At 67.5% G+C, this 19,098-nt stretch carries 18 protein-coding genes; all 18 read right to left on the bottom strand.

What is annotated here, in order from left to right; all coding sequences use genetic code 11:
• Positions 1 to 47: 47 nt before the first annotated feature.
• A complete protein-coding gene (gene lpxB / locus ACW174_RS13145; RefSeq protein ID WP_492014892.1) occupies positions 48 to 1,217 on the bottom strand; it encodes a lipid-A-disaccharide synthase in 1,170 nt (389 codons plus the stop codon).
• Positions 1,214 to 2,047 carry a UDP-2,3-diacylglucosamine diphosphatase gene (lpxI, locus tag ACW174_RS13140; RefSeq protein ID WP_492014891.1) on the bottom strand — a complete coding sequence of 278 codons (834 nt, stop codon included), beginning with the start codon at positions 2,045 to 2,047 and terminating at the stop codon, positions 1,214 to 1,216. Before lpxI ends, lpxB begins: the two co-directional genes overlap by 4 nt.
• Positions 2,044 to 2,832, bottom strand: coding sequence for an acyl-ACP--UDP-N-acetylglucosamine O-acyltransferase (gene lpxA / locus ACW174_RS13135; RefSeq protein WP_492014890.1), 789 nt, complete (start codon positions 2,830 to 2,832; stop codon positions 2,044 to 2,046). Before lpxA ends, lpxI begins: the two co-directional genes overlap by 4 nt.
• Entirely contained in the window at positions 2,832 to 3,299 is a 468-nt protein-coding gene (gene fabZ / locus ACW174_RS13130; RefSeq protein ID WP_492014889.1) for a 3-hydroxyacyl-ACP dehydratase FabZ, read from the bottom strand. Before fabZ ends, lpxA begins: the two co-directional genes overlap by 1 nt.
• A gap of 4 nt (positions 3,300 to 3,303) precedes the next feature.
• A complete protein-coding gene (gene lpxD / locus ACW174_RS13125) occupies positions 3,304 to 4,314 on the bottom strand; it encodes a UDP-3-O-(3-hydroxymyristoyl)glucosamine N-acyltransferase (RefSeq protein ID WP_492014888.1) in 1,011 nt (336 codons plus the stop codon).
• Positions 4,315 to 4,328: 14 nt separating this feature from the next.
• The gene (locus ACW174_RS13120; RefSeq protein ID WP_492014887.1) at positions 4,329 to 4,913 is read right to left on the bottom strand and encodes an OmpH/Skp family outer membrane protein; all 585 of its coding nucleotides are present in this window, start codon (positions 4,911 to 4,913) and stop codon (positions 4,329 to 4,331) included.
• A gap of 34 nt (positions 4,914 to 4,947) precedes the next feature.
• Complete coding sequence (gene bamA / locus ACW174_RS13115) at positions 4,948 to 7,389, bottom strand: outer membrane protein assembly factor BamA (RefSeq protein ID WP_492014886.1); 2,442 nt, start codon at positions 7,387 to 7,389, stop codon at positions 4,948 to 4,950.
• Positions 7,390 to 7,421: 32 nt separating this feature from the next.
• Entirely contained in the window at positions 7,422 to 8,636 is a 1,215-nt protein-coding gene (locus tag ACW174_RS13110; RefSeq protein ID WP_492014885.1) for a M50 family metallopeptidase, read from the bottom strand.
• Between the two features lie 23 nt (positions 8,637 to 8,659).
• The gene (gene dxr / locus ACW174_RS13105) at positions 8,660 to 9,856 is read right to left on the bottom strand and encodes a 1-deoxy-D-xylulose-5-phosphate reductoisomerase (RefSeq protein WP_492014884.1); all 1,197 of its coding nucleotides are present in this window, start codon (positions 9,854 to 9,856) and stop codon (positions 8,660 to 8,662) included.
• On the bottom strand, positions 9,856 to 10,680 hold the full coding sequence (locus ACW174_RS13100; protein ID WP_492014883.1) for a phosphatidate cytidylyltransferase: 825 nt from the start codon (positions 10,678 to 10,680) through the stop codon (positions 9,856 to 9,858). Before ACW174_RS13100 ends, dxr begins: the two co-directional genes overlap by 1 nt.
• Positions 10,680 to 11,438 (bottom strand): polyprenyl diphosphate synthase, encoded by a 759-nt coding sequence (gene uppS, locus ACW174_RS13095; protein ID WP_492014882.1) that lies wholly within the window; start codon positions 11,436 to 11,438, stop codon positions 10,680 to 10,682. Before uppS ends, ACW174_RS13100 begins: the two co-directional genes overlap by 1 nt.
• Positions 11,439 to 11,468: 30 nt before the next feature.
• Positions 11,469 to 12,026 carry a ribosome recycling factor gene (gene frr, locus ACW174_RS13090; RefSeq protein ID WP_492014881.1) on the bottom strand — a complete coding sequence of 186 codons (558 nt, stop codon included), beginning with the start codon at positions 12,024 to 12,026 and terminating at the stop codon, positions 11,469 to 11,471.
• Between the two features lie 30 nt (positions 12,027 to 12,056).
• Positions 12,057 to 12,800: a UMP kinase gene (gene pyrH / locus ACW174_RS13085; RefSeq protein WP_492014880.1), complete on the bottom strand. Its 744-nt coding sequence runs from the start codon at positions 12,798 to 12,800 to the stop codon at positions 12,057 to 12,059.
• Between the two features lie 141 nt (positions 12,801 to 12,941).
• A complete protein-coding gene (locus ACW174_RS13080) occupies positions 12,942 to 14,615 on the bottom strand; it encodes a ribonuclease J (protein ID WP_492014879.1) in 1,674 nt (557 codons plus the stop codon).
• Positions 14,612 to 15,394 carry a type III pantothenate kinase gene (locus ACW174_RS13075; protein ID WP_492017281.1) on the bottom strand — a complete coding sequence of 261 codons (783 nt, stop codon included), beginning with the start codon at positions 15,392 to 15,394 and terminating at the stop codon, positions 14,612 to 14,614. The genes ACW174_RS13080 and ACW174_RS13075 overlap by 4 nt, the downstream gene beginning before the upstream one ends.
• On the bottom strand, positions 15,391 to 16,158 hold the full coding sequence (locus ACW174_RS13070) for a biotin--[acetyl-CoA-carboxylase] ligase (protein ID WP_492014878.1): 768 nt from the start codon (positions 16,156 to 16,158) through the stop codon (positions 15,391 to 15,393). The genes ACW174_RS13075 and ACW174_RS13070 overlap by 4 nt, the downstream gene beginning before the upstream one ends.
• A 2-nt stretch (positions 16,159 to 16,160) precedes the next feature.
• The gene (gene nuoN / locus ACW174_RS13065; protein ID WP_492014877.1) at positions 16,161 to 17,606 is read right to left on the bottom strand and encodes an NADH-quinone oxidoreductase subunit NuoN; all 1,446 of its coding nucleotides are present in this window, start codon (positions 17,604 to 17,606) and stop codon (positions 16,161 to 16,163) included.
• Between the two features lie 7 nt (positions 17,607 to 17,613).
• Entirely contained in the window at positions 17,614 to 19,092 is a 1,479-nt protein-coding gene (locus tag ACW174_RS13060; RefSeq protein WP_492017280.1) for an NADH-quinone oxidoreductase subunit M, read from the bottom strand.
• Positions 19,093 to 19,098: the final 6 nt, after the last annotated feature.

Below are 19,098 nucleotides of genomic sequence, written 5' to 3'. Positions count from 1 at the left end.
TCCTGCGACCCCGGGGAATGCGGATCAGGACCCTCGACGTCATGGCCTCAGCCGCCCGCCTTGGCCGCGATCACCCGCAGCACCGCGTCGGCGGCGAGGCTGGACGGATCAGGCGCGTTGCGGCCCATCAGGTCCAGCGCCGCGGTCTGGCGCTCCGCCTGAAGCCGACGCGCCTCCGGGTCGGCCAACAGGCGGCTGACCTCGGTGGCGATCCTGTCCGGCGTGGCGTCGTTCTGGATCAGCTCGCGCGCGATCTCTTCGTCGGCCGCGTGGTTGAACAGGGTCGCGTATTTGCCGGTGAAGAACGGCTTCATGATCGCATAGCTGAGAGGCTGGAAGCGATAGCCGACGACGATGGGCGCGCCCGCCAGCGCCAGCTCGGTCGAGACGGTGCCGCTGGTCGCCAGCGCCACGGTCGCGGCCTTCATGGCATCGTATTTTTCGCCCTCGGCGACCAGATGCGCCCGGAAAGGCCAGGCCGCGATCCGGCCGGTCACGTCATCGGCCACCGTGCCCGCGGTGACCACGGCCACTTCCAGCGCGGGGGCCTGCTGCTTCAACTGCCGGATCGCGCCCTCATAGACGGGCGTCATCAGCCGGATTTCGGACGGGCGGCTGCCCGGCAGGACCAGCAGCAGGTCGGCGTCCGGCGCGATGGCGCGACGCGCGCGGAAGGCGGCGGGATCGGCGGTGGCCATGTCGACATGCAGGGCCTGTGAGCCGACGACCGTGGTCTCCAGCCCTTCACGCTCGAACCACGGGGCGTCAAAGGCGTACAGCGCCAGCAGGTGATCGACCGACGCCGCCAGCGTCTTCGCCCGGCCGGGGCGGGAGGCCCAGACCTGAGGTCCGACGTATTTGATCAGCGGCACGCCCGGCAAGGCTTCCTTCAGCGCCTTGGCGACGCGGATGGTGAAGCCCCAGCTGTCGATCAGCACGACCGCGTCCGGCCGTTCAGCTGCGGCATAGGCGACGGTGTCCGCCACCCTCTTTCTGACGATGCCGTAGGCCTTCAGGCCCTCGATCCAGCCCAGAATGGACAGTTCGGCGATGTCGAACGGACTGGCGATGCCCTCGGCCGCCATCCTGGGTCCGCCCACACCGACGAAGGTGACGTCCGCACCCAGCCGTGTCCGCAGCGCCTGGGCCAGACCGGCCCCGAGCGCATCGCCCGACGCCTCGGCGGCGACCAGCATGATCTTCAACGGACGGCTCACGTGTCTTCGCCCCAGACGTACAGGCCCAGCCGGTCGGCGGCCTCGATCAGCGCGGCGCGATCGATGACGATCAGCTTGCCCGCGATGCCGCCAACGCCCGCCAGACCGGCGGCGGCCGCCATCTCGATGGTGCGCGCGCCCATGACCGGCATATCGACCCGCAGGTCCTGAATCGGCTTGGGCGCCTTGCCCAGCGCGCCCTTCCGCGCGGTCGGACCGCCCCGCAGATCGGCGGGCAGGCCCGCGACCCGCATCAGCATGGCGTCGGTGCCCTCCTGCGCCTCCACCGCCAGCACGAGGCCGTCGCAGACCACCGCGCCCTGCCCGATGTCCAGCTCGCCCGACTTTTCGGCCACATACAGAGCCTTGCGCAGGTCGATCAGTTGATCGGCGGTCGGCTGGACCTGGCCCAGCGCGCCCGCCGGCAGGGTCTCGCCACCCAGAATGTCGTCGGCGCCCTCGACCGCATACCCCTCGGCCTCGAACAGCGACAGGATCTTGCGTAGCAGGGCGTCGTCGCCCTTGGTCGCGGCGGAGATGATGCCCGGCAGGACCATCGCCCCCTTGAAGTCGGGCTTCAGCGTCTTGAAATCGGGACGGCTGACCGTGCCCGCCAGACAGACGGCCTTGCAGTCCGCCTTCTTCATCGCCGACAGAATCTTGCCGATCTCGGCCATGCCCGCATCGATCCCGGGATGGTGGGCCAGATGGGGGTCGGCGAAGCCGGCCAGCCGGATCACGAAGACCGGCCGCCCCTCCGCCTCACAGCGCGCGGCCACGGAGACGGGCAGCGCCCCGCCGCCGGCGATCAGGGCCAGCTTGCCGGTCATCCTCTGTCCGGCAAGGCGACCGGGCGCCGGGTGTCCTCGCGGATGAAGGCGATGATCTCCTGAATCTCGGGCAGGTCGGCATAGGTGACGGCGGCGGAGTCCAGACGCGCCGCGAACAGGCCTTCGCCCTCGAACATCTCCCGATAGGCGGCCAACAGACGACGCACCGCGTCCTTGCCATAGCCCTTCCGCTTCAGCCCGATCAGGTTCAGCCCGTGCAGGCGCACATGGTTGCCCCAGGCCGAGCCATAGGGGATGACGTCGCGGGTCACGGCGGACAGGCCGCCGACGATGGCGCCCTGCCCCACCCGGCCGAACTGGTGCACGGCCGCCAGACCGCCCAGGAAGACCCGGTCGCCGATCCGGGCATGCCCGCCGAGGGTGGCGTTGTTGGCGAAGGTGACGTTGCTGCCGACGACACAGTCATGGCCGATGTGGGCGCCGGTCATGAACAGGCCGTTGTCGCCCACGGTGGTCAGTTTGCGGTCGCCCGGCGTGCCCCGGTTGAAGGTCGCGTGCTCGCGGATCGTGTTGCCCGCGCCGATCTCCAGCGCCACCGGCTCGCCCTTGTAGCCGCCGTGCTGCGGATCGCCGCCCATGACGCAGAACGGGTGGATCGTCGTCCCCGCGCCGATGGTCGTGTCCTGCTGGATCACCACATGGCCGGCCACCCGCACACCTTCGGCCAAGATGACATTGGGGCCGATGATGCTCCAGGGACCGACCTCGACGCCGTCAGCCAGACGGGCGCTCGCATCGACCTGGGCTGTGGCGTGAATGGCCATCAGGTCGCCGGCTGATCGACGGTGACGACCATGGCCATGAACTCGGCCTCCGCTGCCAATTTGCCGTCGATGAAGGTCTCGCCCCGGAACTTGTAGGCGTCGCCCCGCGCGCGGGTCACCTTGACCGCCATGCGTAGCTGGTCGCCCGGCCGCGCCGGCTTGCGGAAGCGCACGCCGTCGATGGACATGAACATGATGACCTTGTCGGCCACCGCCACGTCCATGGTCTTGGACATCAGCAGGGCGCCGGTCTGGGCCATCGCCTCGACGATCAGCACGCCCGGCATGACCGGATCGATCGGGAAGTGGCCGGGGAAGAACGGCTCGTTATGCGTCACGTTCTTGATGCCCGTGATCGAGGTCGCCGGAACGAAGTCCTCGGCCTTGTCGACCAGCAGGAACGGATAACGGTGCGGCAGCCGCCGCATCACCTCGGCGTAATCGATCTTGCCGTCGTCTTCGGCCATGAGCCTACTCCCTGCCATCCTTTTTCTTCGAGGCCTGTTTGGACACCCAAACGGTTTCGCGCAAGAATTGTCGAATAGGTTTCGCGGGATAACCCGACCAGGTCTCGCCCGCCGGAATGTTGGCCAGCAGACCGGCGCCGCCCGCGACCCGCGCATTGTCGCCGATGGTCAGGTGATCGCCGACCCCGGCCTTGCCGCCGAAGATGACGCCGTCGCCGACCTTCACCGAGCCGGAAATGCCCGTGTGGGCGGCGATCAGACAGTTGCGGCCGATGACGCAGTTGTGGGCGATCATGACCAGATTATCGATCTTGGTGTTCTCACCGATGACGGTGTCATCATAGGCGCCCCGGTCGATGCAGGTATTCGCGCCGATGGTGACATTGTCCTGAATGATGACGCGTCCCAGCTGGGGCACATCGACCGGTCCGGTGCGCGATCCGGCGGCGCCGAAGCCCGGCTCGCCGATGCAGACGCCGGAATAGATCGTCACGCGATCGCCCATGAGGGCAAACCCGATGGTGACGTTGGCGCCGATCTGACAGTCGCGGCCGATCTGCACGCCCGGCCCGATCACCGTATTGGCGCCGACCCGCGTGCCCCGACCGATACGCGCGCCCTGGCCCAGCACGACGCCGGGGGCAAGCCGCACGCTGTCATCCTCCACGACCGCGGCGCGGTCCTCGGCGGCGTCCAGCATCCACGGGCGGTGGAACAGCAGGGAGGCGGCGGCCCAGCTGGCCTGCGGTGTCGGAGACACCAGAACGGCGGCGCTCGCGGGCGCGCTGTCGACTGCGGACGCGGGCACGATCACGCAGCCCGCCCCGGTCGTCTTCAGCTGTTCGGCGAATTTGCGATCGCCCAGAAAGGCGACCTCGGTCGGACCGGCGGCGCCCAAAGGCGCAACGGCGGAGATCTTTCGATCCCCGCCGCGCGAGACTTCGGCCCCGATCCGTTCAGCCAGCCCGGCGACGTCCAGCGTCGGCAGGCTCTCGAAAAATCGCGGATCAGGCATCGTTCAGTAAAGGCCTATTGCTGCGGCTGGGCCGGAACCGCCATGCGGTTGAAGTTCGGCAGCGACGGAGCCTGGGTGTTCAGCGCCTGCAGAACGGCTTCGCTGACGTCCATCGCCGGGTTGGCGATGTAGACGCCGCCACGCTCCAGCAGGATGCTGCAACCGCGGGCCTGATAGACCGACGAGATGATCGGATCAGCAGCGGCGAACAGGGCGCGCTGTTGCACCTGGCCGGTGTACTGCATCTCGCGCTCGCGGGTCTGGCCCAGCTGTTGATACTCCTGGAAGCGGGCTTGCAGGGCCTGGGTGCGCGCCTGGCGCTGGTCGGCCGGCAGCGAGGCGCCGGCCTGGGTCAGGGCGGCGTCTTCCGTCTGGATCGTCGTCAGGTAGGGCGCCAGTTCGGCTTCCACTTCCTGCTGCAGGGCCTGGATGCGGGTGGCGACGCCCTGGCCGGCGGTCGAGGCGCGCAGGACGCCTTCCAGGTTGAGGACGCAAACGCCGGTGATCGGGGCGCCGTGCGTGATTTGCGGGGTCTGGGCGGACGCGGCGCCGGCGACGAGGGTGGCGAGAGCGAACGCGCCGAGAGCGATCAATTTCATGGTCAGGCCTTTGGAGCGGGACGACGTCCCGCGGTTAGAATTGGGTAGACGTCGAGAAGCGGAAGGACTCGGTCTTGTCGTAGTCTTCTTTGCCGAGGACCTTACTGATGTCGAAGCGGATCGGACCCATCGGCGAACGCCAGTGGATGCTGACGCCGGCCGAGGCCCGCAGTTCCAGATCATCCACGATGTTGCTGTCAGGCGTCCCCGTCGACGTGACGGTGTAGCGGTTATCCAGAACACCCAGCGTGCCCACGTCGGTGAACAGCGAGGTCCGGATGCCGTACTCTTCCGGCAGGTAGTTGGGCACGGTCAGTTCCAGGGTGCCGATGGCGTAGAAATTGCCGCCCAGCGCGTCGGTCGTGGTCAGATCCCGGGGACCGATGCCGGCGGTTTCAAACCCGCGGAAGCTATTGCCACCCTTGAAGAAGCGGTCGTTGATCCGCACCGGATCGCCGCCCCAGCCGCTGACATAACCGGTCTGCGCGGTGGCCGTGACGATCCATTGGGGCGAGATGCCCCAATAGGCGGAGACGTCGGCTTCGGTCTTCACATAGTTCACGTCGCCGCCGATGCCGGCGAAGTCCTGACGCAGCGAGCCGGTCCAGCCGCGGGTCGGGCGCACCGGATCGTTCCGGCGATCCACCAGCAGGGTATAGCCCGCCGAGGAGTTGAGGAACGAACCGACCTGATCGCACAGCGCGTTCGAGCCCGAGCCGTTCGTCGCGCAATAGTTCGTCGGAACGATGATCTCGTCGCTCTTCAGGAAGTAGCGGGTGCTGAGCAGGGTGTAGCCGTTCAGCGGGTAGGACAGGCGCACGCCGCCGCCGGTCGAGCGGTAGTCATACGACGAATATTCGCTGAGGTCGTAGCGCGAGTGGAAGGCGTCGAAGCCCGCGCGGAGGTCACGCCCGAGGAATTTCGGCTCCGTGAAACGGAAGTCGATCTGCTGACGCAGCGAGCCCCATTCCAGACGGGCGACCACGTTCTGGCCGCGACCACGGAAGTTGCGCTCGGTGATGCCCAGGTTCAGCACGAACGAGTCGACCGAGCTGAAGCCCGCGCCGACCGACAGTTCGCCGGTGGGCTGTTCGGTGACGGTCACGTTGACGACCGAGCGGTCGGGCGCCGATCCGCGCGCTTCCTCGACGGTGACGTCCTTGAAGAAGCCCAGCCCGCGCAGGTTATTGCGCGAACGCTCCAGCAGGGTCCGGTTGAAGGCGTCGCCCTCGCTCAGCATCATTTCGCGGCGGATGACGTTGTCGAGCGTCCGCGTGTTCCCGACCACGTTGATCCGGTCGACGTAAACGCGCTGGCCTTCCTTGATGTTGAAGGTGACGTCGACGGTGTCGGTTTCCGGATTGGCCCGGTACTGCGGCTCGATCTCGACGAAGGCGTAGCCGGCCGAACCGGCGGCGAACGTCAGGGCGTCCACGGCGGATTCGATCTTGTCGCTTTCGTAGAGGTCGCCCTCACGGATCGGCAGCAGCTGGCGCAGGAAGTCGGGGTTCAGACGATCATTCTCGGTGACGATCTCGACCTTGCCGAAATTGTACCGGTCGCCCTCGTCCACCGTCATCGTGATGCCGAAGCTCGCATCGTCCGGGGTCAGTTCCGAGATGCCCGACAGCACGCGGAAGTCATAGTAGCCGCGGTTCGTATAGAATTTCCGCAGCTGCTCGCGGTCGTAATCCAGCCGGTTCGGATCGTAGTTGTCGTTGGTCGTGAACAGCCGCCACCACTGCGACTGCTTGGTGACCATCACCTCACGCAGATCATTGTCCGAGAAGGCCGAGTTGCCCAGGAAGGTGATCGCGCGCACGCCGGTTTCGGCGCCTTCGTTGATCTCGAACACCACGTCCACGCGGTTCTGTTCCAGCTGAACGATCTTCGGCGTGACGGTCGCACCGATACGGCCCGACAGGCGGTACAGCTCGACGATCTTGCCCACGTCTTCCTGGATGCGGGCGCGGGTGTAGATGCCGCGCGGCTTCAGGGTGACTTCCTCGGTCAGCTTCGTCTCGCCGATCGCGCTGTTACCCTCGAAGACCACCTGGTTGATGATCGGGTTTTCGACGATCTCGACGACCAGATCGCCGTTCGGCTGCACGCCCAGTTGGACGTCGGCGAACAGCTGTGTGCGCGTCAGGGTGCGGACCGCGACGTCCAGCACGGAGGCATCGACGACGTCGCCCGGCTGGATCGGCAGATAGGACAGGACCGTGGTCTGATCGATGCGCTGGTTGCCCCGCACCAGGATGCGGGCGACCTGCACCCGCTCCGGCGCGGCCGGCGCGGCCTGGGCCTGCGGCGCGGTGGCGATCGGCGCACCGGCCTCGACAGCGGGCGAGGGCGGCGCAACGGGCGCGGTCTGGGCGAACGCCGGACCGGCGAGACCGGCCGCGACGGCCAGCACAAACAGGCTGGGACTCGCTGCGCGGGCGAAACGGAGAGCGGGCGCGTCTTTTTGAATCATGCGGGAAACCATCGGGGGCTGGCGTCGGCTCGTCATGCGAGCCCGCCGAGGAATTTGAACAAACTCAATTTCTGGAGGTCGTTCCAGGTTGCGAACAACATCAATCCAGCCAGCAAAGCAAGACCGACCCTGTAGCCGACCTCCTGAACACGGGCGGGGACTGGCCTGCGCGCCACAGCCTCATAGCCGTAGAACACCAGATGGCCCCCATCCAGAACAGGAATCGGCAACAGATTTACAATACCCATTCCGATCGAAACTATGGCGGCGAACTGCACCAGCATCAGAATGACGTTCAGGGCGAGAATCGCGGGCGGCGCGTCGTAGGACGCGGCCTGCTTGGTCACGCCGCCGGCGGCCTTGGCGATCCCGAGCGGACCGTTCAGCAGATCGCCGGACTCCTTGCCCACGAAGATGCGGCCGATGTAGCGGAAGGTCGTGCCGACGACTGACACCATGGTGTCCCCGCCCTTGCCGACCGCCTCAACGGGGTTCAGGCGGCGAAACTGATAGTCCTCGCGCAGCGGCGCGAGCCCCAGGCCCACGCGGGCGACCCGCATCCGGCCGGCGATGGCGTCATCCTCCATCTGTCGAACCGGCGTGGCGACCAGGGTCACCTGCCGGCCGGCGCGATCCACGGTGAAGCTCAGGGGATCCCCGGCCGACAGCACGATGGTGCGCGTCACCTCGGCGCTTTCGCGGACCGGGCGACCATTGATGGCCGTGATCAGGTCGCGAGGCTGGAATCCCGCCGCCGCCGCCGGGCTGTTCGGCGCGACCACGGCCACCCGCGGCGCCACGATCTGCTCGCCGACGACGCTGAACAGCACCGTCAGCAGCACCAGCGCCAGAACGAAATTCGCCGCCGGGCCCGCCGCCACGATCAAAGCGCGCTGCCAGACCGGCTTGAAATGGAAATAGTCGCGCAGGGCCGCCTGACCGTGCTCGGCGACGACCCGCGACTTCAACTCGTCCAGACCGGCCTGATCCGGCACGCTGGAAGCGTCCACGTCGCCCGAAAACTTGACGTAGCCGCCCAGCGGGATCCAGCCCAGCCGCCACTCGGTCCCCTTCTTGTCCGTCCGGCTCAGCAGAGCGCGCCCGAACCCGATGGAAAAGCGGTCGATCTTCACACGGAACGCGCGCGCGACGAGGAAATGCCCCAGTTCATGGATGGTGACGATGAACGTCAGCACCAGCAGGAACGGGACGATGTAGAGCAGCGCCTGGCCGATGAAGCCCGTCATGCCGAAAAGGAATCCTCCGCCGTTCAGGCCGCTGCCACGAGACCCCGAATGATGGTTTCCGCCACCCGTCGCGCCTGCGCATCCACGGCCAAAGCCGCGTCGCAGGCGTTAAAGGAACCGGAATCCACCCCCGAAGCCGTCATGCGCGACAAGGTGTCGGCGACGACTGCGGCAATATTGAGAAAGCCCAGTCGGCGGTCAAGAAATGCGAAGGCGGCGACCTCGTTTGCGGCGTTGAACACGATGGGCGCCACACCTCCCGCCTTGAGGGACTGGCGGGCCAGCTTCAGCATCGGGAACCGCGTCTCGTCCGGCGCCTCGAAGGTCAGCCGGCCCAGCGCGGCCAGGTCCAGCCGCGGCGCGGGCCAGGCCATCCTGTCAGGCCACGCAAGGGCGCAGGCGATCGGCGTCTTCATGTCCGGCGGGCCCATCTGGGCCAGCGTCGAGCCGTCCACGTACTCGACCAGGCTGTGAATGATCGACTCAGGGTGCACCACGACGTCGATCCGATCCGCAGGCATATCGAACAGATAGGCCGCCTCGATCATCTCCAGGCCCTTGTTCGCCATGCTGGCGCTGTCCACGGAAATCTTTGCGCCCATGCTCCAGTTCGGGTGGGCGACGGCCTGTTCGGGCGTGATTCCCGTCATCTGTGCGGCGGGGGTCGTGCGGAAGGGGCCGCCCGAGGCCGTCAGGACCAGCTTCGAAACCTGCTCCGGCGCCGCGTGCGGGAAGACCTGGAAGATGGCGGAATGCTCTGAATCGACGGGGATCAACCGCCCGCCCGAGGCCTTGACTCGCTCGATCAGGGCCGGACCGCAGCAGACGAGGCTCTCCTTGTTCGCCAGCGCCAGGGTCGCGCCGGTGGAGGCGGCCGCCCAGGCCGACTTCAAGCCGGCCGCGCCGACGATGGCGGCCATGACCCAGTCCGTGGGCCGCGAGGCCGCCTCGGTGATCGCCGCCTCGCCGGCGGCGGCCTCGACGCCGCTTCCGGACAGGGCGTCGCGCAGCTCATCCAGGCGGGCCGGATCGGCGGTGACGGCGACCTTGGGTTTCCAGCGTCGGGCCTGTTCGGCCAGCCGGGCGATATTGGCTCCGCCAGTCAGGGCCTGAACCTCGAAGGCCCCCGTCCCGCCCGCTTCCGCCTGATCCATCAGATCCAGGGTCGAGCAGCCGACCGAGCCGGTCGAGCCCAGCACAGTGACACGGCGACGGATCATCAGCCGTGACCGAGCAGGATGGCGATCAGGCGACCACAGGCGACGACCACGACCGCGAACATCAGGCCGTCCACCCGATCCAGCAGCCCCCCGTGTCCCGGGATCAGATTGCCCGCGTCCTTCACGCCGTAGCGCCGCTTCAGCGCCGATTCCCACAGGTCGCCGGCCATGGTCGCCAGCGCCGCGCCCAGCCCCAGCAGGGCGCCCCAGACCGGACCGATGCCCATATCCAGGAAGGTCGCCAGCAGCGCGCCCGCCGCCGTCCCGGCCACCAGCCCGCCGATGAAGCCGGACCAGGTCTTGTTGGGCGAGAAGCGCGGCCACAGCTTGGGCCCGCCGAAGATCGAGCCGGCCAGATAGGCCATGATGTCGGACGCCCAGGCCACGGCGAAGGCGAAGACGGTCCAGTAGAGGCCGATATGCGTCCCGGCGGCGGTGTCCCCGCCCCTCAGCCAGATCAGCAGCACCGCGGGCCAGCCGAGATAGAGCACGCCGTAGGCGGCATCCAGCGCCTGCTGCCCGCGACTGCGCGCGAACATCCCGGCGCTCGCCGCACAGAAGACCAGCATGACCAGCGCCAGCGACAGCTGGCCGACGTGGGCCGAGATCACCGCCGCGAACAGGCCCAGCCCGACGGCGCCCGCCATCGGTCGCCAGGCCCCCGAGGCGCTCATCATCGCCCATTCGATGGAGAGCAGCACGCAGGCCGCCAGCATCAGGCCCAGGAACCAGAAGCTTCCGGCCCAGATGGCCAGAACCGCGGCCGGGGCCAGAACCACGGCCGACGCCGCCCGGATGCCGATGTCGCCGACCTTGATCGCCATCAGACCGCCACCGACACGGCGGGCCGTCCGCCGAAGCGCCGGTCACGGTTGCGGAACTGATCGACCACGTCGGCCAGCGCGGCCTCGCCGTAGTCCGGCCAGAGAATGTCCTGGTAGATCAGCTCGGCATAGGCGGCTTCCCACAGCAGGAAGTTCGACAGCCTTTGCTCGCCCGAAGTGCGTACGATCACGTCCACCGGCGGGCCGCCCGCGGTCGACAGACCGGCGCCCAGGGCGGCCTCGTCCAGCGGCGCGACCGCCTCGCCCGCCCTCACCCGGTCCGCATAGCGCTGCGCCGCATCCACGAGGTCGGCCCGGCCGCCGTAGTTGAACGCGACCTGCAGGATGAATTTGTCGTTGTGGGCGGTCGTGGACTCGGCCTTGTCCACGATTCTGGCGATGTCAGCCGGCAGGCCTTCGCGGCGGCCCAGGATGCGCAGTCGCACCCCCTCCCGCTCCAGCCGCTTCAGATCGCTGCCGACATAGGTGCGCACCAGCCCCATCAGATCCGAGACCTCATCGGCCGGACGCTGCCAGTTCTCCGTCGAGAAGCCGAACACCGTCAGGCAGCGGATGCCCAGCTTCGGCGCGGCCTGGATGGTGCGTTTCAGCGCCTGAACCCCTTCCCGATGCCCCATGGCGCGCGGCAGACCACGCGCCTCGGCCCAGCGGCCGTTGCCGTCCATAATCAATGCGACATGGCTCGGCCCGGGAACCGTCGGACTTTGGAACTCGGGCTGGAGGGGTTCGGCGCTCATGCGTCGGTTATCCTAAGGCACATTGCGCCGTCAGACCTGCATGATCTCAACTTCCTTGGTCTTCAAGGCTTCGTCCACGCGCTTGATGGCCGCATCGGTGTCCTTCTGGACCTCGGTTTCCATCTTCTTCTGCTCGTCCTGGCTGATCTCGCCGGCCTTCTCGGCCTTCTTCAGGTCGTCATTGGCGTCGCGGCGCACGTTGCGGACGGCGATCTTCTGCTGCTCGGCGTACTTGCCCGCCAGCTTGACGAACTCCTTGCGGCGCTCTTCGGTCAGCGGCGGGATCGGGATGCGCAGCATCTGGCCGTCGACGATCGGGTTCAGGCCCAGACCGGCGGAGCGGATGGCCTTTTCGACCGCGACCGTCATGCTCTTGTCCCAGACGCTGACCGACAGCATGCGGGGCTCGGGCACGCTGATGGCGGCGACGGCGTTCAGCGGCGAGGTCGAGCCATAGGCCTCGACCTGCACCGGATCCAGCAGGCCCGCGTGGGCGCGGCCGGTGCGCAGGCCGTTGAAATCTTCCTTCAGGGCGCCGACCGCCTTTTCCATGCGGTCGCGGTAGGTCTTGAGATCGGGCTTGGCCATGATCGTTTCTCTCGTCTTCTTGCAGGGGTGTCAGGCGGCCTTGCCGTCGGCGCTGATGACGGTGAAGTGACCCTTACCGGTCAGGGCGTTGCGGAACGAGCCGACTTCCCGGATCGAGAAGACCACGATCGGAATGCCCGAGTCACGCATCAAGGCGACCGCCGAGGCATCCATGACCTTCAGGTCACGGGCCAGCACGTCGTGATAGGTCAGGGTGTCATAGCGGGTCGCCGTGGCGTCCTTCTTCGGGTCGGCGGTATAGACGCCGTCCACGCTGGTGCCCTTCATCAGGGCGTCGCAGCCCATTTCGGCGGCGCGCAGGGCGGCGCCGGAGTCGGTCGTGAAGAAGGGCGCGCCCACGCCGGCGGCGAAGATGACCACACGGCCCTTCTCAAGGTGGCGAAGGGCGCGGCGGCGCACATAGGGCTCGGCCACGGCGTTCATGGTCAGGGCGCTCTGGACCCGGGTCTGCACCCCGATCTTCTCCAGCGCCGCCTGCATGGCCAGGGCGTTCATGACGGTCGCCAGCATGCCCATATAGTCGGCCGAGGCCCGGTCCATGTCCCCCGCCGCCTTCGACAGGCCACGGAAGATATTGCCCCCGCCGATCACCAGACAGATTTCGACGCCCTCGCGGGACACCTCGGCGATGGCCTTGGCCACCTCCGCCACGGTGTTCATGTCGATGCCGTAGCCCTGATCGCCCATCAGAACCTCGCCCGACACCTTCAGCAGGACGCGTTTGTAGCGGAACTCGGACGGAACGTCGGGCATGGGCAGACCTTGGGCGGGGGATTCGGCTCCTTATAGGCAGGCGCCGTTCGGGTTCAAACCCCTGCGCGACCAAAGCGCCCTTAACGGCCGCCGCGCGCGCGCCACCGGATGGTCCGGCAGCGCGCCGCGGCGTGGCGAGCCCTACAGACGCAGGATGATCGTCTCGACGATGGGACGGCGATCCCAGATCTGCTGACTGGCCTTCTTCAGCGCGCGGGAGATGGCCTGTTCGATGACGATCTCGTCCTGAAGGGCCTCGCCCTTCAGCTTGCCGACCACCTGTTCGACCCGTTCCGCCAGATCGTCGAGCGAGTCGCCCAGCGGGGCTTCCTCGTCGCCGGGCAGGCCGATGCCGCGCACGTCGATGTCGCTGACGATCTTGCCGCGCTTGTCCATGGCGAAGCTGACGATCAGCACGCCGTTGGTCGAGGCGTGACGACGCTCGTGCAGCGCCTCGCCCTGTTCGGTGACCAGACGCCCGCCGTCCACATACAGACGGCCGCTCGGAACCTCGTCGATGATCGCCACCGGGCCGGGGGCCAGACGGACCATGTCGCCGTTGCGGGGCGTGATCGCTTCCGGCACGCCCATGTCCTTGGCCAGGTTGGCGTGTTCGACCAGGTGGCGGCGCATCCCGTGGGTCGGCACCGCGATCTTCGGCCGCGCCCATTCGTACATCTGCTTCAGCTCGTCCCGGCACGGGTGGCCGGAGACGTGGATGCCGCGGTGATCCTTCTCGGTGTAGAGGCGCACGCCACGGTCCGCGAGCTTGTCCTGCAGACGCCCGACCGACAGCTCATTGCCCGGGATGACCCGCGACGAGAAGATGCAGTGGTCGCCCTTGCTCAGCTGCACATAGGGGTGGGTGCCCTCGGCCACCCGTGACAGGGCGGCGCGAACCTCGCCCTGGCTGCCGGTGCAGAGATACAGGATCTCGTCGGCGGGCCAGACGCGGGCTTCCTGTTCGCTCAGGAAGGGCTTGATGTCGTGCAGCATGCCGACGTGCTTGGCCGCGGCGGTGATGCGATGCATCGAACGGCCCGCCAGCGAGACGCGACGCCCGGCGGCTTCCGCGGCGCGGATCACGCTGTCCATGCGCGCGACGTTCGAGGCGAAACAGCCGACCGCGATCCGGCCTTTCAGGCCGCTGATCAGCTCCGACAGGGCTTCGCGCACGCCGCCTTCCGACCCCGCCGAGCCTTCGACGAAGACGTTGGTGGAATCGCAGACCATGGCCAGCAGGCCCTCGTCACCCAATTTGGTGATGGCGTCGGCGTCGGTGACGCCGCCGATGACGGGATCGTCGTCGATCTTCCAGTCGCCGGTGTGCAGGATGGTGCCCAGGGGCGTCTTTATCGCCAGGCCGTTCGGCTCGGCGATGGAGTGGGTCATGGTGACCATGGTCACCTGGAACGGCCCCAGGTCGATCGTGCCGCCCAGCGGCACCTCGATCAGCTGGACCTGATCCAGAATGCCCGCTTCGCGCAATTTCTCGCGGATCAGATAGGCGGTGAACGGCGTGGCGTAGAGCGGCGCCTTCATGCGCGTCCAGAGCCAGCCCAGCGCCCCGATGTGGTCCTCGTGCGCGTGGGTCAGCACGATGCCGCGAATCTTCTCACCCTCGAGGAAGGCGGGATCCGGCACGATCACGTCCACGCCCGGCGTCGACAGGTCGCCGAAGGTCACGCCCACGTCCACGACCAGCCACTGGCGATCGCGCTCGGGGCCGTAGCCGTAGAGGTTCAGGTTCATTCCGATCTCGCCCGACCCGCCGAGCGGCAGGAAGATGAGTTCGTCGTCAGTGTGTTTTTTCATGTGTCCTTGATGTGGGTATTCCGCCGCCAGATTTCGAGCAGGCCGCGGATGGTCAGGTCCGGATCAAACCGGTCAATGCTGTCGGTGGCGCCTTCGAACAGGGAGGCCACGCCCCCCGTACCGATGACGGTCATGGGCTTGCCCCACTCGGCCTTGATGCGGGCGACGAGCCCTTCGATCAGGGCGATATAGCCCCAGAACACGCCGGATTGCATGTTCGAGACGGTGTCCTTGCCGATCACCTTGTCCGGCTTCTGGATGGCGATGCGGGGCAACATTGCGGCGGCCTCGTGCAGGGCCTGCAAACTCAGATTCACGCCCGGGGCGATAATGCCGCCCTCGAACGCCCCGTCTGCGGCGATCACGTCAAAGGTCGTGGCCGTGCCGCTGTCGATGACGATCAGGTCGCCGGGGTACAGCAGATGCGCGCCGATGGCGTTGACCAGCCGGTCCGCCCCCGCCTCGCTCGGCTTCAGGATGCGCACCTCGATGCCCAGCTCGACATTCTCGCCGATCACCAGCGGCTCGGCCGACAGGTAACGACGCGACAGGTTCCGCAGGTTGAAGATCGACTGGGGCACCACGCTGGAGATGATGCACCCGGTCAGGTCGCCCAGCTTCAGCCCGCGCGTGGCCAGCAGTTGCGCCAGCCAGACGGCGTATTCATCCGCCGTGCGCTGGGAGTCCGTCGAGGCGCGCCATTGCGCGACCCATTCCGATCCGTCGTGGACCGCGAACAGCGTGTTGGTGTTGCCCTGCTCGATCGCCAGCAGCATCAGCCCGCCCCTCCCTGCAACTCGGGCCCGAAGAACACGTCGCCCGCCGAGATCAGGCGCAGGCTGCCGTCCGCCAGTCGCAGGCGCAATGCGCCATCCGGAGCCACGCCCTCGGCCCGCCCCTCGACCGTCTCATGGCCCAGTCGCGCCACGGCGGGCCCGTCCAGTCCCGGCGTCCGCGCCGCCCAGGCGTCCAGCACCGGCTGGAAGCCGAGCGTCTCCCACCGGTCCATCCAGATTGCGAAGGTTTCAGCCAGCTCCCCGGCCGCGCGCTCCACCGTGGGCGGGGCGATATGATCGGCCGACAGATGGTGGGACAGGGCGGCGGCGGGTCGCTCGGCGGCCGCCGGCGCCTCGGCCAGATTGACGCCGATGCCGACCGCCAGCCACAGGCCGCCCGTCTCATGCGCGCCGGACTCGACCAGGATGCCGCTCGCCTTGCGGCCGGCCAGCATCACGTCATTGGGCCATTTGATCGTCACGACCGACGGCGGCGCATAGCGGTCCAGCAGGTCCGCGACCGCCAGGGCGGCGATGAAGGTCACCTGCGCCGCCTCCGCGGGCGGTTTGCGGGTGGTGGTCAGCAGGGTGGTGAACAGGTTGCCCGTGTCGGCGCTCTCCCACGCCCTGCCCCGTCGACCGCGCCCGGCGGTCTGACGGCGGGCGGCGATCCACAGCGGACCGACCTCGCCGGCCTCGGCCCGTCGCCGGGCCTCCGCGTTCGTGGAATCCGTCTGGTCGAGCAACAGGACGGGGGCCGGAGCCACCGTCAGCCTACCCCGAAGCCCGTCGCGGCGCGCGCGGCCAGCGGAGCGAGCAGCGGCAGGGCCACGATGACCAGCGGGAAGCTGAACGCGGCGCAGGCCAGGGCCACCGTCTTGGCCTCCAGCGGCGAGGCGTCGGTCGGCGCGGTCCCTTCCGGGGCCGGGTCGAACCACATCACCTTGATGATCCGCAGATAGTAGAAGCCCGCCACGACCGAGGCGACCAGACCGGCGGCGCCGGCCATCCAGTAGCCCGCGTCGGCGGCGGCGCCGAAGACGTAGTATTTGGCCCAGAAGCCCGACAGCGGCGGCATGCCCAGCACCGACAGCGACAGGATGGTCAGGGCGACGGTGGTCAGCGGACGCTCCTTCCGCAGGCCCGCCAGATCGGCGACCTTGCGGATCGGACGCCCGTTGCGGCTCAGCGACAGCAGGATGCCGAAGAAGCCGAACTGGTCGATCACATACAGGGTCATGAACATCAGCATGGCCTGCACGCCCAGCGTCGTCCCCGCGGCGATGCCCAGCAGGGCGTAGCCGATGTTGGCGATCGACGAATAGGCCAGCAGGCGCTGGATGTCCTTCTGCACCAGACCGCCGAACGCGCCGACGGCGAAGCTGATCAGCGAGATCAGGATCAGCACCTGCGCCCACTGGTCGTGCGAGCCGGCGAAGGCGCCCTCCAGCGTGCGGGCGATCAGGACCATGGCCGCGACCTTGGGGGCCGAGGCGAACAGGGCCACGACCGGGGTCGGCGCGCCCTCATAGACGTCCGGCGTCCACATGTGGAACGGCGCGGCCGAGACCTTGAAGGCCAGACCCGAGATCAGGAAGACCAGACCGAAGACCAGACCCGTCGACGGGTTTCCGGCGGCATAGGCGGCGATGTCCTCGAAGCGCATCGAACCGGAGAAGCCGTAGATCAGGCTGGCGCCGTACAGCAGCAGGCCCGACGAAAGCGCGCCCAGCACGAAATACTTCAGGCCCGCTTCCGACGCCTTCAGGTCATCGCGGTGGAAGGCGGCCAGCACATAGAGGGCCAGGGAATGCAGCTCGATGCCGACGTACAGGCTGATCAGGTCGCCCGACGACGCCATCATGCCCATCCCGGCCGAGGCCAGCACGATCAGGACCGGATATTCGAACCGGGCGATCTTGGCGCGATGCATCCAGCCGTTGCCGAGGATGATGGCCACCGCGCTGGACAGGAAGATCAGCGCCTTGCCGTAGACGGCCAGCGGATCGGCCACATAGGCGCCGTTGAAGGCCTGCCCCAGCGGGCCGGTCACGGCCACCGCGGTGGCGGCGATCAGCAGCAGGACCGACAGTCCCGACACCACGGGCGCGCTCTTCTCGCCCGAGAAGGCGCCGATCATCAGCAGCACAAGGCCGCCGACGGCGAGCGTGATCTCGGGAGCCGAGGTGTGAAGGGCGGAAATCAGATCAGGCATCATGGTCTCAGCCACCGATCGCAAGTTGATAGGCGGACGTCAGGGCGTGAACGGACGCGTTCGTATAGTCCAGCACCAGCCCGGGCTGGACGCCCAGCAGCAGGGTGCCGACGATCAGCGGGACGAAGATCAGCAGTTCGCGCCTGTCGATGTCCGCGATGTCCTTGAGCTTCGGATTGGTGATCTCGCCGAACATGACGTTGCGATACAGCGTCAGGGCATAGACCGCCGAGAAGATCACGCCCGAGGCGGCGAACAGCGCCGTCCAGGTCGAGACCTGGTAGATGCCGGTCATCGTCAGGATCTCGCCGATGAAGCCCGAGGTCCCCGGCAGGCCGACGTTGGCCATGGTGAACATCAGGAAGATGGCGGCGAACCACGGCATGCGGGCCGTCAGGCCGCCGTAGAAGGCGATCTCGCGGGTGTGCATGCGGTCGTAGACCACGCCCACACAGAGGAAGAGCGCGCCCGAGATCAGGCCGTGGCTCAGCATCTGGAAGACCGCGCCCTGCACGCCCTGATCATTGCCGGCGAAGATGCCCATGGTCACGAAGCCCATGTGCGCGACCGACGAATAGGCGATCAGCTTCTTGATGTCGGTCTGACGGAAGGCGACCAGCGAGGTGTAGACGATGGCGATGGCCGACAGGGTCCAGACCAGCGGCGCGAACATCTGCGACGCCAGCGGGAACATCGGCAGGTTGAACAGGATGAAGCCGTAGCCGCCGAGCTTCAGCAGGATGCCGGCCAGGATGACCGACCCCGCCGTGGGCGCCTGGACGTGGGCGTCGGGCAGCCAGGTGTGCACCGGCCACATCGGCATCTTCACCGCGAACGAGGCGAAGAAGGCCAGCCAAAGCAAGGGCTGGGCCGCCGGCGAGAAGGCGTATTGCTTCAGTTCCGGAATGCTGGTGGTGCCGGCGGTGTGCGCCATCCACAGCATGGCCAGCAGCATCAGCACCGACCCCAGCAGGGTGTAGAGGAAGAATTTGTAGGCCGCGTAAATCCGGTTCTGACCGCCCCACACCCCGATGATGATGAACATCGGGACGAGGGTGCCCTCGAAGAAGATGTAGAACAGGAACAGGTCCAGCGAGGTGAACACCCCGATGACCAGCGTCTCCAGCACCAGGAAGGCGATCATGTAGTCGCTGACGCGCTCCTTGATCGAACTCCAGCTGGCCAGGATGCAGATCGGCAGCAGGAAGGCCGTCAGCAAAACGAACAGGATCGAAATCCCGTCGACGCCCAGATGATACTGCGCGCCCGCGAACCAGTTGACCTGCTCCACGAACTGATAGCCGGGGCTGGCGGGATTGAAGGTCGCGACCAGCACGGCCGAAACCGCCAGCGTGACCAGGGTGGTCGCCAGCGCGATCCAGCGCGCGGCGCTGTCCACCGACCCCTTGGTCAGCAGACGGGTCAGCAACAGCACGCCCGCGCCGACCAGCGGCAGGAAGGTGACGATGCTCAGGATGAAGGGGATCTGGGG

The sequence above is a fragment of the Brevundimonas sp. AVps31 genome (assembly GCF_058681355.1).
The sequence above is the reverse complement of the archived record's forward strand: the minus strand, read 5'-3'. Positions and strand labels throughout refer to the sequence as shown.

What these genes read in the sequence shown, in the direction of transcription:
- lpxI (WP_492014891.1), bottom strand. Translation starts at nt 2,047, where the DNA reads ATGACCGGCAAGCTGGCCCTGATCGCCGGCGGCGGGGCGCTGCCCGTC.
- lpxA (WP_492014890.1), bottom strand. Translation starts at nt 2,832, where the DNA reads ATGGCCATTCACGCCACAGCCCAGGTCGATGCGAGCGCCCGTCTGGCT.
- fabZ (WP_492014889.1), bottom strand. Translation starts at nt 3,299, where the DNA reads ATGGCCGAAGACGACGGCAAGATCGATTACGCCGAGGTGATGCGGCGG.
- lpxD (WP_492014888.1), bottom strand. Translation starts at nt 4,314, where the DNA reads ATGCCTGATCCGCGATTTTTCGAGAGCCTGCCGACGCTGGACGTCGCC.
- ACW174_RS13120 (WP_492014887.1), bottom strand. Translation starts at nt 4,913, where the DNA reads ATGAAATTGATCGCTCTCGGCGCGTTCGCTCTCGCCACCCTCGTCGCC.
- bamA (WP_492014886.1), bottom strand. Translation starts at nt 7,389, where the DNA reads ATGATTCAAAAAGACGCGCCCGCTCTCCGTTTCGCCCGCGCAGCGAGT.
- ACW174_RS13110 (WP_492014885.1), bottom strand. Translation starts at nt 8,636, where the DNA reads ATGACGGGCTTCATCGGCCAGGCGCTGCTCTACATCGTCCCGTTCCTG.
- dxr (WP_492014884.1), bottom strand. Translation starts at nt 9,856, where the DNA reads ATGATCCGTCGCCGTGTCACTGTGCTGGGCTCGACCGGCTCGGTCGGC.
- ACW174_RS13100 (WP_492014883.1), bottom strand. Translation starts at nt 10,680, where the DNA reads ATGGCGATCAAGGTCGGCGACATCGGCATCCGGGCGGCGTCGGCCGTG.
- uppS (WP_492014882.1), bottom strand. Translation starts at nt 11,438, where the DNA reads ATGAGCGCCGAACCCCTCCAGCCCGAGTTCCAAAGTCCGACGGTTCCC.
- frr (WP_492014881.1), bottom strand. Translation starts at nt 12,026, where the DNA reads ATGGCCAAGCCCGATCTCAAGACCTACCGCGACCGCATGGAAAAGGCG.
- pyrH (WP_492014880.1), bottom strand. Translation starts at nt 12,800, where the DNA reads ATGCCCGACGTTCCGTCCGAGTTCCGCTACAAACGCGTCCTGCTGAAG.
- ACW174_RS13080 (WP_492014879.1), bottom strand. Translation starts at nt 14,615, where the DNA reads ATGAAAAAACACACTGACGACGAACTCATCTTCCTGCCGCTCGGCGGG.
- nuoN (WP_492014877.1), bottom strand. Translation starts at nt 17,606, where the DNA reads ATGCCTGATCTGATTTCCGCCCTTCACACCTCGGCTCCCGAGATCACG.